The sequence below is a fragment of the Azonexus sp. GW821-FHT04F04 genome (assembly GCF_059420025.1).
Window position 1 is genome coordinate 56,649 of sequence record NZ_JBWKSX010000002.1, and the last position, 15,588, is coordinate 72,236.

Here is a 15,588-nt window from a genome sequence, read left to right on the forward strand (position 1 = left end):
CGAAGCGGATGTAGGCAAAGAACGACCAGCTTGGTCACTGCCTGCCGGGAGCCCACGCTCACGGACCGTGGGAAGCAGTTTTTCACCCGGGGCAGAACCTTGCTGATACAGCCACTTTAGGAGGGCAAGATGACTCCAGATACGGCGCCGGCAGGGCTTTTTGACCCGCCAATCGGACTAGGGAACTAGTCCGATTGGCTCAGCCCGGGCAGGGCTCGTTGTCATAATCTGAAACATTGGCGGTATTCGGGGCTGGCTGGGGGTTTCCATGGATTCGGCAGGACGCCGCAGAGCACTACCCCCCAGCCCCCGCCGTGGCCGGTAGCGCGCCTATTTTCCCTGGGCGAACTTGCGTTGCAGGGTGCTCCACACCGCCTTTTGCGTGTTGCGGAAGGCGGTCATGTAAATCTCGTTGCCTGTCTGCAGAAAGGCGAGCTTGCTGGCATCCATGGCCACCAGGTTGTCGAAGTAAGGCAGCCAGCTTTCTTCGCTGAGCGGCATCTCGAACGGGGGGTAGTTAACGACCTTGAGGCCGGGCGTCGTGGCGAGCAGAGTCGATACCACCCGTTCCATCAGAAAGATCTTCATCTGCACCGGCGTGCGGTAGCGGGTAATGGCACAGAGCTTTTCGTGCAGCGGCGAGGCAGGGTTTTCGGCATGGGCGTGGCAGCGCTCGAAGATGGCATACCAGCGCCGCCAGAAGCTGCCGCGGGCGACGAAGTAGTTGGCGTAGACGCTGGTCCGCACGTCCATGACAACGCGACGCAGATCGACGCCGAGCTGGATGTCGTCAAAGAAGGCCTGGGCGACCTCGACCAGGCCGGGATGGGCGCTTTGCCCCTGTTCGAAGACGTTGGCGTAGAAGCAGGCTTCGTCGGGTGTTGGCGAGAAGGTGTAGACGTCCGCCCCCGGCTGCGCCGCGATGAAGGCGCGAACCTTGGCGCCGGTCAGCCAGGTCTTGTCGCGGAACTTGGGGGAGAAGAAGCCGTAGTAGCTGTCATCGACCAACGGCTGGCGCTGCAGGTGGTTGTGGATCGGCCAGTACTCGAACCAGTCCGGGCGCTCGTTGCGCGAATTGTCGAGCGGCTGGAAATCGGGATCGATGGCTGCCCGGGTCGCGTCGTCGTAATAGATCTGGAAAAGGTGGAGGTCTGGCGTCATGGTGAATTTCAATTTTGGCCAAATTTTCCGGTTGACCGTGGGATTGCCGTTAAGTCCCCGGCTGATCGCTGATCAGCCGGGCCTTGACGGCCTTGGCGACAGCCTGGGCGCGATTCGAGACTTCGAGCTTGCGCAGGATGTTCTGGATATGATTCTTGACGGTCAGCGGACTGAGTTCGAGCGTGCCGGCGATCTGCTGGTTGGTCATGCCGTCGCGGACCAGCGAGATGACCTGGGCCTCGCGGCCGCTGAGCCGGGTGTTGAAACGGACCGGCAGTTCGGGCGCGTTTTTTTCCTGCGTCAGCATGCGGTGCAGCGTGGTGTGCAGGTAGGGCATGAGCATTTGCGCGAAGTACACATGGCGCCGGCCGGGCGCTTCCGGCATGTTGAGAAAGACGAAGAAACCGGAGGTGTCACCGGTGAACTCGCGGGTGCCGTGGGCCATGGCGTGGCCGATGGAGAAGCGCTTGAGCAGCTGACCAACCGGGCAAATGCCGCTTCCGTTACGGTCACCGCCAAAGGCTTTCGGGACGTAGCCGCCATGCTGCCAGCTATCGAGCGCCAGCCCGACCAGTTTGTCGAAATCGCTGCCCGGCATCCGGTCGCCAGCCAGTTGAGTTCGCCCGAGCACTTCGTAGCGAAAGGCCGGCGTGCCGTATTCGCCATGGCCTATGATCAGCGCCTCGTGCGGCAGAAAGCTTTGCAGCACGCCTTGCGACCAAAGGAAGTACTGGTGGCGCAGATGCACTTGTTGCGAGGATTCAATGGTAATCAGCAAACGCTCAAGATCGACCGCCGTGAGGGTAACCAGCGCGTCCATGAGCGGGTAATCAGTCAAGGTTGATGGGCCAGGCTTCGCGGCTGGCGCCGCGCTCGACGAGCAGGCTTTCGGCCAGCGCCTGGTCGTAACGCCGCGCCCAGTAAAGCGCAGTGAGACCCTTGCGGTCGGGCTGATCGGGCGCTACCTGGCTGTCGAGCAAAGTCAGCAGGCAGTTGAGCCGGCCGAGCGCCGCCGCCAGCGCCAGCGGATGCAGGCCCTCGCGGTCGTAACGCTCGGGATCGGGGCCGGCGGCTAGCAGCAGGCGGACAATTTCCGGGTGGTCGAAGCGGATGGCCTCATGCAAGGCCGTGGCGCGGTTGTCGCTGCGCGCGTTGATGTCGGCGCCGGCCTGCAGCAGGATATGCACGAGGCCGGGATTACCGGCAGCCGAGGCCATGGCCAGCGGTGTCCGCCCTTCCGGACCCTTGACGTTGGGGCTGGCCCCGCGCTGGATGAGCAGGCGGGCGATTTCGGCATGTTCGCCAGCGACGGCGGCAAGCAGTGGCCGCTCGCCGAGTTCATCGGCGCCGTTGGCCAGCGCGCCGTCGTTGAGCAGCGTCTTGACGGTATCGAACTGGCCGGCCTTGACGGCGGCAAGCAGGTCGCGCGTCGATGATGCCACCACCGGCCGGCTGTCTTCCCAGGCTGCCTTGCCGACTGCGGAAAAATCTTCGGGCAAAGCCCGCTGGCGGACCGTGGCCGACGCCGGCGCCAGCCGTTCAGGCACCGCCGGCCCCTCCTCGAAAGCCTGCGCCGAGGCAACAGCCGTGAAAAACACGAAGGGAACGACGGATTTGGCGAGGCGCATGACAGTTCACTGGTAAATTTTTGCTAAGCGCCTGAATCTAGCCTCTCTTGGTTACCCTGTTGTTGCAGAACGGTGACAAAAGCGCCGTCCCGGGAAATTCGGCCAGTTTTCAGGCTGGCGACGGCTCGGCAGCAATCACCAGATGATCCGGCGGCAGCCCGGCATCGACGCGTTGCTGCATGGCCAGGTAGGCCTGTTCGAGGTGGCGCGTGAAGCGCCGGATGTCGAACAAGGGATGGGTTGTCCGGTTGCTGGCCAGGCGTTCGCGCAGTGCCGCCAGCCGGGTCGGTTCCGTCGCCAGCGCGAGTGCAAGTGCCTCGTATTCGTCGTGGCTTTTTGTCACCAGCTCGGGCAGGCCGACGGCGTGGAGCAGGCTGCCGGCCATGCGCTGGGCAAAGGCTTCCCCGAGGCAGGTAAGCACGGGCAAGCCCACCCACAGCGCATCGCTGGCCGTGGTGCCGGCGTTGTAGCCAAAGGTATCGAGGAATAGATCGGCTTGCCGGTAACTAGCTAGATAGTCGACCAGCGGCATGCGTTCGGTGAAGATCAGGCGGCTGGCATCCACCCCGCGCCGGATGGCCTCGCGATGCAGGTTGGCATTTGCCGCCGGATCGGCTTCGGCCAACCACAGCACGCTGCCTTCGACCCGCTGCAGCAGGCGCATCCAGATAGCGAACTCGGCCGGTGTGATCTTGTAGGAATTGTTGAAGCAGCAGAAGACAAAGCCCTGCTCGGGCAGCCCGAGTTCTGCGCGGGAACGCCCCGTTTCGGCAATCGCTTTTTGGTTGTCGTTGACCTGGAAGGTATCGGGTAGCCAGACAGTTTTTTCGCTGTAATGCCGGCGCGACTCCGCCGGTATCGCGACCGGATCGGCGATGATGTAGTCGATGTAGTCGGCCCCCATCGTGCCCGGATAGCCGAGATAGTTGATCTGTACCGGCGCCGGACGCATGGCGAGCACGTCGGTGCGCGCACCCTGGGTGTGGCCGTTGAGGTCGACGAGGATGTCGATTTCCAGCTCGCTGATCAGCGCGGCAAGCTCCCGGTCCGACAGCTCCCTGACCTCGTGGAACTGCTCGAAGGCGGATTTCAGGCGCAGGTGCCAGGGGTCATCGCTGGCCGGCCCGAAGTAGAAGGCATGAACTTCGAAGCGCTCGCGGTCGTGCTGCTCGAACAGGCCGGCAGTCAGGTAAGCAACGGCATGGCTGCGCAGGTCCGACGAGAAGTAGCCAACCCGCTGGCGCCGGTGGGCGTAGATTTCGCCCTGCCATAGCTGCGCCTTGTCAGCAGGCGCCCAGCGCGCGACATAGCGCCGGTTGTGATCGAGCTGCTGCGCCGGCGAGCCCAGGATAGACAAGGCGGCGAACGGTGATACGGCCTGCCAGCCGAGAGCTTCGTCGCGGCCGATCAGGCCCCGCCAGTGCTCGATGTCGCGCCAGTCGCACAAGGTCAAGCGGGTTTGCAGCAGTTGCCAGACGACCCGCGAGGCCAGTTTGCCGTCCAGCTGGCTGGCTCGTTCGAAATCCTCGGCCGCCTCGCTATGGCGCTTGACCGACAGGAAGAGATTGCCTCGCATTTCATAGGCATCTGCGGCATTTGGCGTGCAAGCGATGGCCAGTTCGAAGCTGCGTAGTGCATCATCCTTGCGGTCCAGTTGATGCAGCGCGTCGCCGCGATTGATGTAGGCGTCGACAAAATCCTGCTTCAGCGCGATCGCCCGGTCATAGGCCGCGATGGCTTCATCGAGGCGTTTTAGCGCATTGAGGGCGTTGCCCCGATGGCAGTGGGCCTCGGCGTAATCCGGCCGCCGACACAGCGCCTCGTCGTGGCTGGCCAAAGCCTCGTCGTAGCGCCGCAGTTCCTTGAGGACGTTTCCACGATTGGTATGAGCCTCGGCAAAATCCGGCGCCAGTGCGATGGCCCGGTCGTAGCTGGCCAGTGCCTCGGGTAGGCGATCCAGTTCCTTGAGGGCGTTGCCACGATTATTCCAGGCCTGGGGATACGAAGACTGCAGCTCGATAGCTCTCTGATAGCTGACCACTGCCTCGTCGTAGCGGGCCAGTTCGTGCAGGGCGAGGCCGCGGTTGTAGTGGGCCTGCGGCATGGCCGGGTTCATCTCGAGTGCGATATCCATCAGCGTGATGGCCGATTCGTGGTCGCCGCGCTGATGGTGGCAGAGGCCGAACAGGAAGATGGCGCCGGGGTTTTCTGGTTGCACCTTGAGCACTTCACGATAGGCGTTTTCGGCTTCACCGATCCGGCCGGCCCGGTGAAGTTCGAGGGCGCGACCGAACAGGGCTTGTGGATGCGATTGGCTGGTTTGCATGGTGGCGTTTTCGATCAGGACTCAAGCGGGGTTACGCGAAACAAGGCCGGCACTTTGCACTGTTGCTGGCGAGTCCACATGCTGGTGTAGGCAGCTTCCAGGTGGCGGGTAAAGCGCCGGGTATCGAACAGCGGATGGGTCGTCCGGTTGCTGGCCAGGTGCGACCGGAGTTCGCTCAGGGCAGACGGATTTACTGCGAGTTCGAGGGCTCGCGCCTCGTAGGCAGCCAAGCTGCCGGTGATCAGTTCGGGCAGGCCGAGTGCGCGCAGCAGGCTGCCGGCCATGCGCGCCGAGAAGGCGCGGCCGGCGCAGGTGAGGACCGGGACGCCTGCCCACAGGGCGTCGCTGGCCGTGGTGCCGGCGTTGAAGGGCAAGGTATCGAGAAAGAGGTCGGCCAACTGCAGGCGGGCGAGGTGCTCGGCATAGCGGATGCGCGGCGAGAAGACCAGGCGTTCGGGCGCGACGCCCCGCCGTTCGGCCTCGGCGCGCAGATTGCGCTGCACGCTGACATCGGCGCTGGCCAGCCAGAGCACGCTGTCGGGCACTGCGGCGAGCAGGCGCATCCAGATATCGAAAAATTCCGGCGTCAGTTTGTAGGTGTTGTTGAAGGCACAAAAAACGAAGGCTTTTTCCGGTAGACCGTGGGCAGCGCGCGTTTGTGGCTGAGCATCGATGACGCGCCGGTCGTCGTTGCCCTGGAAGCACTCGGGCAAATAAACGACCTGCTCGGCGTAGTGCGGGCGCGCCGCTTCGGGGATGACGAAGTCGTCGGCGATGATGTAGTCGATGTAGGCCGCCCCCATGCTGCCGGGGTAGCCGAGGTAATTGACCTGCACTGGCGCCGGCCGCGCCGCGAAGATGGCGGTGCGGGCATCCTGGGTGTGGCCGGTGAGGTCGATGGCGATGTCGATTTCCTGGTCGCGCAGCAGGCGGGCGACTTCGTTGTCGTTGAGGGCCGAGGCGTCGATGAAATGCTCGAAGGCGGCAGCTACCCGAGTGGCCATGGCGCTGCCGTCGCCGGGTTTCAGCGAAATGCCCCAGACTTCGAAACGGGCCCGGTCATGCGCCTCGAAGACGCCGGCCAGCAGGTAGCTCAAGGCATGCTCGCAATAATCGGCCGAGACGTAGGCGAGGCGAATGCGCGCGTGAGCGTAGGGCTTTCCACTGGATAGCGGGGTGGCGGCCGGCGGATGTTTGGTGGCCGTATAGGCTTGGGCGCAGCGCAGTTGCAGCGCCGGGTCGTCGCTCACAGCAAGGAAAGGGAAAGGCATGTCGTGGACAACGCCGTCGGCGCTGGCCACCAAGGCGCTGCGCTGTTCGGCGTGGCGCCGCCAGTTGGCGACAAACTGCCGGCAATGAAAAAGCCGGCCGAGGGCGTAGCGATGGTCCGGCGCCAAGCTCAGCAGATGCTCATAGGTGGCCGCGGCCTCGTCGTAGCGCCCGAGATCCTGCTCGGCGCCGGCGCGGTTGTAGATGGCCTCAGGGAAAGCCGGCCGGCAAGCCAATGCCTGGTCGAAGGCGGCTATGCCCTCTTCCACCCGGCCCTGATCGAGCAGCACATTGCCAATGTTGTAGTGGACTTCCGGAATGTCGGGGCGAATCTGCGCCGCATTGCTGTAGGCGGAGAGCGCTTCGTCAGAGCGCCCCAGCGCGAGCAGCGCGTTACCGCGCCAGTAATGCGCCTCGGCATCGTTGGCCGTGTGCCCAAGAATTCGCTCGAAGCAGCTCAGGGCATCGGCATGTTTGTTCAACGCCATGAGGGCGACGCCGTACTGGCCCCAGGCGCCGAGGTGCCCCGGTGCCAGCCGCAGGCAGCGCGCCAGCGGAGTCAAAGCCTGGTCGGACTGGCCTTGGGCGATCTGGGTGATGCCGAGGTTGAAGAGCGCTTCGATGAAATCCGGCCGCGAGGTCAGGGCGCGCCGGTAGCTGGCGGCTGATTCGGCGAGCCGCCCCAGTTGGCGCAGGACATTGCCCCGATTGTTCAGCGCCTCGACGAATTTCGGCATCAGGGCCAGCGCCCGGTCGTAGCTGGCCAGTGCCTGTTCAGGGTGGCCGAGTTCCTGCTGCGCCAGACCCAGGTTGCAGTGCAAGCCCGGGGCGTCGGGCGCCAGATCAATGGCACTTTGCAGTAGTTCGGCAGCGGCCGCGAAGCGCCCTTTCTGGTATTCGATGACGCCGAGAAACTGCAGCGCATCAAGATGTTGCGGCACGGCCGTCAACACCTGCCGGAAATACGCCTCGGCCGGGGCCGGTTGCCCCTGTTGCAGCAGGGAGATGCCCTGATCGAGAATGAATTGCAGATTGCCCGGCATTGCCGAGCGCCCGGCCGCGGGAGCGGATTGGCGAGTATTTCCCTTGCTCATGAATCGACCTTGGTCTGCGATGACCGCAGCATCAGAATGAAATGCCGGCTACTTTAGCGAAGCAATGTTGCATTCCGGAGACGGCACCGCGAGTGGCTAGCGCTCCGGCGACGACGGAGCGCCCCCCGCTTGCGCCCCGGCATTGGCATTCGCCTGCTGCCCCCCGCCGCTGCTGATGAACCGCCATTCGGTATAGCTCCCGGCGCCCTCGAAATCACCCTGATCGGCGGAAAATCCCGCCACCTTGATCGGCTTGTCCGAGGAGCGGCTGGCGACGCCCATGATGCGGCCTTCCAGCCTGATCAGCTCCCACTCGCCATCGGCCGTCATCGGGTCGCGATAGAGGCGGCGCAGGTGGTGGGTCGGGTTGGGGTAGCGCTTGTCCTGCAGCAGGTCTTCGAGCTTGTTCGGGAACTGTTTTACGGCGCCGGGCGATTTGTCGTAATAGCTGCCGATGGCGCGACGGTATTCTTCGCCGATGAACAGCAGCTCCTTCTCCTTCTCGCGCCGGCTTTCCATTTGCCACAGGGCACCGGTCCCGGCCAGCGCGATGCCGGCGATGGCGACGGCAAACATCAGGCCGAGGAAGGTAAAGCCAGCCTGACGACCGATTTCATTTTTGGCCAAAAATTCCGGTTGACCGTGGCAGATCACCATGTCGAATAATCGCTGCCGTTCAGGCCCTGCCCTTCAGCCCCACTGCGGATATCCCAGACCCTGCGCTGGCCCGGCTCGTCCGGCGGCGGGACGATAACCCAGCTTTCGGTGCTTTCGGTGATCGGGTCGGGCGGCACTTTGCGCAGGTAGCGCTTGGTGACCAGTTCTTCGAGCGTTTCCGGGTAGCGCCCGGTGTCGCCACGATATTTGTCGACGGCGTCGCGCATGACGGCCAGCGACTCGCGCAGCGAGGCTTCGCGGGCCCGGTCAAGATGCTGGAAATAGCGCGGCACGGCGATGGTGAGCAGCGTGGCAATCACCGACATGACGACCAGCAGTTCGATCAGCGTGAAGCCTTTTTTACGGGAGTTCATGTTTCACCACTCCCGGTACGGCGTGCCGTTGAGGCCAACACCCTTGGCCAGCGAATAGACGTCAAACACATCAGCCCCTTCAACCGGCGCATCGGGCGGACTGGCATAACTGCGCTTGCCCCAGGTCAACTCTGCCGGCAGTGCCGGGTCATCGGCAAACGGGTCGCGCGGCAGGCGGCGCAGAAAATAGAGCTTGGCCTTGTTCGGGTCCTGCACGTTTTCGACCCCTTTGGCCAAGTCTTCGAGACGACGCGGATAGCCGCTTTCGTCGACCTTCTTCTCGAGTTTGCCCTCGTCGACGGCCCGTCGATAGGCGTCGATGCCACCGCGAATTTCCCGCAAGGCGGCCCGCAACTCCACTTCCTTCTGCCGCTTGGCCGTCATCTCGATCATCGGCATCGCCGTCATCGCCAGAATGCCGACGATGGCGACGGTGATGACCAGTTCGATCAACGTGAAACCCCGGCCCGGCTTGCCGATCATGACTAGTAGTCTACTTCAGCTTGAGCGCATGCGAAACGCTCGCTCCGGAATAGGGCTCACCGCTTTCCAGCGTTGCCCCGGTCACGTCGATCCGGGTATCGCCCTTGGCCCCGGGCAGGACGCGCAGGCGAAGGCTGCCGTGCCCCAGCTCGACGCGCAGCGAAATGCGCCCCGGGGCAACTGCCGCCGGTTGGACTACCTCAAGCAGCGTCGGGTCGTAGGCCACATCGACCATCAGGGCGTTGGTTTGCCCCGGCGCCATGACGCTGATATCCACTTCGGCACCTGCGATGGCCTCGGCCGGCCCGCCAAGCTGGAGCCCCTCGAAAACGGGCGGCGGCACCGGCTGCTCCGGCTCAATGGCCGGCGCGCCGAAGCGTGGCCCGCCACCACCGGCCGCTGCGACGCCGCCGCGCGGCGCCACGGCCAGCGACTTCGGTCCCTGCGATTTGATGATCATCGGCGCCGAACCAACGGCCGCTTCGGTACCCGATGGCAAGGCCGGCTGACCGAAGTCCGGCCGATGAATGTTGCGCAGCACGCGCGGTGTGATGAGCAGGATGATTTCCGTCTTGACCGAGGTATCGCGCTGGCTGCCGAAGAGACGACCAACCACCGGAATTTCGCCAATGCCCGGGATATGGCTGGTGGACTTGCGCTCCTCGTCGTTGATCAACCCGGCCAGCACCTGGGTTTCGCCATTTTTCAGACGCAGCGTGGTGCTCGCGCTACGCGTGCCGACCTGATACGCCAGCGAACTGGAGGGACCTGACACCTCCTTGACGATGCTGCTCACTTCCAGCCCGACCTTCATCGACACTTCGTCGTCGAGCGTGACATTCGATTCGACGTCGAGTTTGAGGCCGACGTCGAGATAGGTGACCGACGCGGATACGCCGACGTTGGCCGTCGAGGTGGTGGTGAATATCGGCAGCTTGTCGCCGATGTGAATCTTCGCCTTCTCGCGGTTCTTGACGCGAATGCGCGGGTTGGCCAACACGTTGGTGTCGCTGTTCTGGCCCTTGAGATTGAGCGTCAGGCCAGGGTTGGCGACGAAGCTGGTCAGACCGGAAGCATTTTTGAGACTGATGTAGCCCGGTGTCAGCGTCCCGCCCGGTACAACGTTCTGCAAAATGCCGGCGGCTGTACTCGTCGTCGTCGTTATCGTCTGCTGCAGAGCGCCATAACCAACCGAATCCGGCCAATCCACACCAATCTCGTTCAACCGGCTGCGCGTGACTTCCAGAATCTCGACCTCCAGCATCACTTCCGGCTCGGCCAGATCGAGTGACTCGATCAGCCGTTCAACCAGCCGCATGGCGTCCGGTGTGTCCTTGACGATGAGCAGGTTGAGCTTTTCGTCGGCAAAGACGTCCTTGCTCTTGGCCACCGTCTTGACCAGGATCTGCGCCTGCTTGACGTCGGCATTGGCCAGATAGAAGCTGCGCACCACCAGTTCCTGATACTCCTTGGCCTTGGCCGGCGTGTTCGGGTAGATCAGGAAGCTGTTGTCATTGAGCTGGCGCTTTTCCAGCTGATTGGTTTTCAGGATCAGATTCAGGATGTCTTCGAGCGGGCTGTTGCGGACAAAGAAGGTCACCTTGGTGTCGCCTTTGACGTCCTTGTCGAACACGAAATTGAGGCCGGACGAACGCGACAACACCTCGAAGACCGATTTCAGTGTCGCATCGCGGAATTCCAGCACGACCGGCTTGGCCAGCGCCGCCTTGACGGCCGGGTTGGCCGACGGGTTCATTTCCTTCTCGCGCAACACGTCGATCTGTTGCTGCAGCTTGCGCGCCACCGGATTGAGCGTGTCCTGGGCTCGTACGGTACGGACCACGCGCTCGGCACCGAGCAGGTCGCCCTTCTTCAATAATTGTTCGGCCTGGGCCAAATTGGCGGCATTTTTCCGGTCGACCGCGAGTTGCTCGAGGCCCTGGATGGCCCGCGTATTCCTTCCATCGATTGCGAGTGCTCGCCGGTAGGCAGCTTCGGCTGCATCGGGGTTGCCGGCCGAGCGCTGACGATCGGCATCATCGAGATAGGTATCGACCGACTCGCCCTTGTGGCGAATCATTGCCGCCTTGATCTCGGCATCGCGCGGACGATCACGCGCTGCCTTTTCCAGAGAAGCGACCCCCTCCTCCTTCTTGCCGGACGCCATGAAATCGAGGCCATCCCGGTAGGCCGGATGGGAACACCCACCCAGCAAAACAGCCAGGAGCAGAAAAATCGAGCCTTGCTTCAAAGCACTATCGAATCGGGTCTGCATCAATTTGAACCGTCACAAAATCTTATTATCCTAGGAAGCCAGCATTACAGGCATGTTAAAGACAGGCAAATATACCAGTCGAATTCCTTTCTCCGCTTCATACGACTGAAACCTGAGGCCGCAATACTCTCTGGACATGGTGCCATCGCGCCAGCACTGGCCACGACGAAGGGAGATATTGATGCAGCGCTCAGTTTCCGACACTCACTGTCCGCCCGAAGACATGCAGGCCCTGCGCCACCTGATCGCCCAACTCGCCCCTCAATGCGGTGTCGACCTGGGCAATCGCGCGTCAATTCGCATTTTTCTGGACAGCGACCAGGCCGCCTGGCGCAACGAAAGCATCGATCCGCGAATCTGCCAGGAATTGCGCGCCATGATGATTCTGCTCTTTCGCCTCGAAGCCAGCAGCAGCGAAGATCTCGGCGTTGAAGGCCTGCGTCGCCTGTGGCGCCAGCACGGTGAAATCATGGCCCGCTACGGTCAGCAGGCCCACTGAGGCAGACAATTTCGGGCCAGCCGAAACAGCGCCACATCGTTTGGCGTCCGTCCAAATCGCCAGCCGCCAATTTGTTGCAACACCGACCGTTTACTAGTCCGTTCAGATCATATCTATCAGGCATCGCATCTCAACGCCTGTCATGCCGACTCCCTATTCTTGACCCATCCGGATTCGTATTCGGAAAACGTCAACTAACCAAAACTCTGGGGAATGCCATGATTCGCAAGACTGCTCTCGCTCTTCTGCTGGCTGCGGCCGGCATCAACGCTCACGCTGCACTGTCGGCTGGCGACATTGCCTTCACGTCTTTCAATGCCGATGAAGATAGCTGGGCCATCGTTGCCCTCAAGGATATCTCCGCCAACACCTCCGTCTACTTTAGCGATAATGAGTGGAATGGTTCCGCCTGGAACGACACCAACGAGCACTCTCTGGTGTGGAACTCCGGTGCCCAAACCATCGCCGCCGGCACTGTTGTGAGCTTCCTCGAAATCGACGCCTCGCCTGACGTCATCTCGGCATCCATCGGCACCCTGAGCGTGGCCGCCGGCACCGGCACCAACCTCGGTCTGTCGAAGAGCGACGAAACTTTCTACGCCTTCCTCGGCAACAGCGCCGCTGCGCCGACCACTTTTCTTACGGCGATCACTACCGAAGCCAATAGCGCTCTGGCCAACACTACCAACGCCGGCCTGACGATTGGTCTCAATGCGACCGCCCTGAGCAACGATGCCGACTTTGGCGAATACACCGCTACCCGTGCCGGCCTGACCACTTTTGGCGCCTACGCACCGCTGGTTTTCAACAACGCCAACTGGACGATGGCTGGCAGCGGTGAATTCACCGGTCAAGCCTTGAACACAACGGCCTTCAGCGTCACCGCCGTCCCCGAGCCGAAGAACTACGCCATGTTCCTCGCCGGTCTCGGCCTGATGGGTCTTATCGCCCGCCGCCAAAGCAACCGCTAAGCCCCACGACAACCGACCGGGGTTTTCCGCTCCGGTCGGGCCACATTCGAAACAGCCGGCCGAATCGATGATTGGCCGCTGCCCCAAGGAGATTTTCATGTTCAAGCTTTCCACCCTGGCCCTCGTTCTGGCCAGCGCCTTCGCCACACCGGCCTTCGCCGCCTGCCCCGACGCTTCGACCAGCGTTACCTTCGGCAGCTACAACTCCGGCGTGAGCAATCGCGCCGTGGCCGGTACCTGCACCATCGACGACCAGATTCTCGACGACGAACAACAGTGGGGCAGCCAGGCCACTTTTCTTTCGCATGTTTCGACCGTCACCTTCAATCTTCTGAAGACCGGCAAGATCAGCGCCATTGAGCGCAACAAGTTGATGGCCGCAGCCCAGGCCTCCGGCATCGGCAACTCGATCAAGGTCAAGCTGATCGGCTTCAACGATTTCCACGGCTACATCAAGGCCGGCGAAGGCTCGTCCAGCAACCCGGGCGTCGCCCGCTTCTCCACCAGGATCAAGGCCCTGCGCGCCCAGAACAGCCTGAACGCGGTTGTTTCCGCCGGCGACATGATTGGCGCCAGCCCGCTGACTTCCGCCCTGTTCAAGGACGAGCCGACCATCGAAGCGATGAACCGCATCGGCATCGACTTCAACTCGGTGGGCAACCACGAATTCGACGAAGGCAAGACTGAACTGCTGCGCATGAAGCAGGGCGGCAACCACCCGACCGATCCGTTCTCTGGCAGCGGCTTGCCGCAAGACTTGAAGGACGGCGAATTCGCCGGCGCCAAGTTCGATTTCCTGGCCGCCAACGTTGTTGAAACCGAATCCGGCAATACCGTCTTCCCGGCCTACGGCGTCAAGAGCTTCCTCGGCAACAAGGTCGCCTTCATCGGCATGACCCTCGAAGCCACGCCGACCATCGTCTCGCCTTCCGGCGTTGCCGGCCTTGAATTCCGCGACGAAGCCAACACCGTCAATGCGCTGATCCCGGCCCTGCAGGCCCAGGGCATCAAGAGCGTTGTCGTGCTGATCCACGAAGGCGGCTTCGCCTCCGGCGGCATGAATGGTTGCACTGGTGTTTCCGGCCCGATCGTCGATATCGTCAATCGCCTGCATCCGGAAGTCGACCTGGTGATCTCCGGCCACACCCACGCCGCCTACAACTGCCTGATCAACAACAGCGCCGGTCAGCCGGTTCGCGTCACATCGGCCGGCCAGTATGGTCGCAACCTGACCGACATCGACATGGTCATCGATACGAAGACGAAGAACGTCCTGAGCATCGCCGCTACCAATCTTCTCACCGGCACCGGTGCAACGACAGCCGAAGACCCGGCTCTGACCGACCTCGTCGCCCACTACGATGCTGCCGCCGCCGTGCCGGCCAGCCGCGTCATCGGCAAGATCACTGCTGGTATTACCAAGACCAACAATACCGCCGGCGAATCCGCCCTCGGCGATGTCATCGCTGACGCACAACTGGCCGCCACGGCCAGCGCCGCGACCGGCGGCGCCGTCATCGCCATGATGAATCCGGGCGGCATCCGTGCCGACTTGCCGTACAACCTGGCTTCCGCCGGTTTTGCCTACGACGGTGCCGTGACCTACGGCAATGCCTTCACCGTCCAGCCCTTCGGTAATTCCCTGGTGACCATGACCCTGACCGGCGCGCAGATCAAGACGGCGCTGGAAACCCAGTTCAACGGTTGCAACGGTCAGACCCAGGAACGCATCCTGCAGATCTCCAACGGCTTCAGCTACGCCTACACCGCCGCCAATGCCTGTAACGCTCGCATTACGTCGATGACACTGAACGGCCTGCCGGTCGATACCGCTGCCAGCTACCGCGTCACGGTCAACAGCTTCCTGGCCGATGGCGGCGACGGTTTTGTCGTCCTCAAGAACGGCACCGACCGTCTTGGCGGCGAAGTCGATACCGATGCCTTCGAAAAGTATCTGCAAGCCAACCCGAGCGGCGTTGCCCCCGGCCCGCAGAACCGCATCGTCAAGAACTGATCAACTGACCCTATTTTGAGATTCCAATCATGAAAACCAATCTGCTCAAACCTCTCGTTGCCTCCCTGTTGCTGGTCGGCTGCGTTTCCGCCCAGGCTGCCCATTTCGAAGTGCTTGGCTACAACGCTACCAGCCGCTATTCCGGCACCGTCGATTTCACTGACTTCAACTTCAACGGCGACTACACTTCCGGTGGAAACGATTTTGGAACGGCGGTAAGCGCTATCGAAACCACCACCGACTACGAGCATAGCGGCAATGCCTCTGGCAGCTTTCTCGGTGGTAGCTTCCTCGACCTGACGACTTCAGTCAGCTTCAGCTCCGCCAATCCAATCGAGTATTACGGTATCGCCACTGCTGTCGAGAAGACGGTTCAGTTGCAAGTGGTAGCCGATGCCGGTGATATCGGCCCGCAGGTCAACGTCAGCTTCGCCGGGCTGTCCTCCACCTTCAGCGGGCTGGTTGGCTCCTCCGAAGGCACGTTCCAGACCAGTGTTCGCGTCTCTCAGGGCAGCAACGTTCTGGCCAACTTCACGACCAAACAGTTTGCCGACCAGAACGTCAATTTCGCTTTCGCGGCTCAAGCCGGCGACATCATTGTCTTGTCGGCCTCCCAAGGCGTTCATATGAACGCCAGCGGCCCGATCGATGCCAGCCTGACCGGCATGCTGTACGGCAACTTCACAGTCACCGCTGTTCCGGAGCCGGAACAGTACGCCATGTTGCTGGCCGGTCTTGGCCTGATCGCCGGCGTCGCCCGTCGCCGTAGCAGCCGCTGATCCATACCGGTTAAACCGCACGGGCTATCCGGCCCGTGCGGTTTTTTTACACCGCCCC

General features: G+C 62.4%; 13 protein-coding genes. 4 read left to right on the forward strand and 9 right to left on the reverse strand.

Annotation, left to right across the window (positions count from 1 at the left end):
- Window positions 1-330: 330 nt before the first annotated feature.
- The 9 genes from AC07TV_RS05615 to AC07TV_RS05655 all read right to left on the reverse strand — a co-directional run bounded on the left by AC07TV_RS05615 (window position 331) and on the right by AC07TV_RS05655 (window position 11,267).
- The gene (locus AC07TV_RS05615) at window positions 331-1,161 is read right to left on the reverse strand and encodes a hypothetical protein (RefSeq protein ID WP_494647424.1); all 831 of its coding nucleotides are present in this window, start codon (window positions 1,159-1,161) and stop codon (window positions 331-333) included.
- A gap of 49 nt (window positions 1,162-1,210) precedes the next feature.
- Complete coding sequence (gene epsA / locus AC07TV_RS05620) at window positions 1,211-1,999, reverse strand: XrtB/PEP-CTERM-associated transcriptional regulator EpsA (RefSeq protein WP_494647425.1); 789 nt, start codon at window positions 1,997-1,999, stop codon at window positions 1,211-1,213.
- Window positions 1,992-2,789, reverse strand: a complete 798-nt coding sequence (locus AC07TV_RS05625) for an ankyrin repeat domain-containing protein (RefSeq protein WP_494647426.1) — start codon at window positions 2,787-2,789, stop codon at window positions 1,992-1,994. Before AC07TV_RS05625 ends, epsA begins: the two co-directional genes overlap by 8 nt.
- 109 nt (window positions 2,790-2,898) lie before the next feature.
- Entirely contained in the window at window positions 2,899-5,115 is a 2,217-nt protein-coding gene (locus AC07TV_RS05630) for a tetratricopeptide repeat protein (protein WP_494647427.1), read from the reverse strand.
- Between the two features lie 14 nt (window positions 5,116-5,129).
- The gene (locus AC07TV_RS05635; protein ID WP_494647428.1) at window positions 5,130-7,478 is read right to left on the reverse strand and encodes a tetratricopeptide repeat protein; all 2,349 of its coding nucleotides are present in this window, start codon (window positions 7,476-7,478) and stop codon (window positions 5,130-5,132) included.
- 96 nt (window positions 7,479-7,574) lie between these two features.
- A complete protein-coding gene (locus tag AC07TV_RS05640; RefSeq protein WP_494647429.1) occupies window positions 7,575-8,105 on the reverse strand; it encodes a type II secretion system protein in 531 nt (176 codons plus the stop codon).
- A gap of 23 nt (window positions 8,106-8,128) precedes the next feature.
- Window positions 8,129-8,509 carry a type II secretion system protein gene (locus AC07TV_RS05645; protein ID WP_494647430.1) on the reverse strand — a complete coding sequence of 127 codons (381 nt, stop codon included), beginning with the start codon at window positions 8,507-8,509 and terminating at the stop codon, window positions 8,129-8,131.
- 3 nt (window positions 8,510-8,512) lie between these two features.
- Window positions 8,513-8,992 carry a type II secretion system protein gene (locus AC07TV_RS05650; protein WP_494647431.1) on the reverse strand — a complete coding sequence of 160 codons (480 nt, stop codon included), beginning with the start codon at window positions 8,990-8,992 and terminating at the stop codon, window positions 8,513-8,515.
- A gap of 10 nt (window positions 8,993-9,002) precedes the next feature.
- Window positions 9,003-11,267, reverse strand: coding sequence for a secretin GspD/PilQ domain-containing protein (locus AC07TV_RS05655; RefSeq protein WP_494647432.1), 2,265 nt, complete (start codon window positions 11,265-11,267; stop codon window positions 9,003-9,005).
- A 181-nt stretch (window positions 11,268-11,448) separates the two neighbouring features.
- On the opposite strand from AC07TV_RS05655, the gene AC07TV_RS05660 reads away from it, so the two are divergent.
- The 4 genes from AC07TV_RS05660 (at window position 11,449) to AC07TV_RS05675 (ending at window position 15,530) form a co-directional block, all read left to right on the forward strand.
- Window positions 11,449-11,766 (forward strand): hypothetical protein, encoded by a 318-nt coding sequence (locus AC07TV_RS05660; protein ID WP_494647433.1) that lies wholly within the window; start codon window positions 11,449-11,451, stop codon window positions 11,764-11,766.
- A 218-nt stretch (window positions 11,767-11,984) separates the two neighbouring features.
- Window positions 11,985-12,737 (forward strand): PEP-CTERM sorting domain-containing protein, encoded by a 753-nt coding sequence (locus AC07TV_RS05665; RefSeq protein ID WP_494647434.1) that lies wholly within the window; start codon window positions 11,985-11,987, stop codon window positions 12,735-12,737.
- Window positions 12,738-12,834: 97 nt separating this feature from the next.
- The gene (locus AC07TV_RS05670; protein WP_494647435.1) at window positions 12,835-14,751 is read left to right on the forward strand and encodes a bifunctional metallophosphatase/5'-nucleotidase; all 1,917 of its coding nucleotides are present in this window, start codon (window positions 12,835-12,837) and stop codon (window positions 14,749-14,751) included.
- 29 nt (window positions 14,752-14,780) lie between these two features.
- Window positions 14,781-15,530, forward strand: a complete 750-nt coding sequence (locus AC07TV_RS05675) for an FxDxF family PEP-CTERM protein (RefSeq protein ID WP_494647436.1) — start codon at window positions 14,781-14,783, stop codon at window positions 15,528-15,530.
- Window positions 15,531-15,588 lie beyond the last annotated feature (58 nt).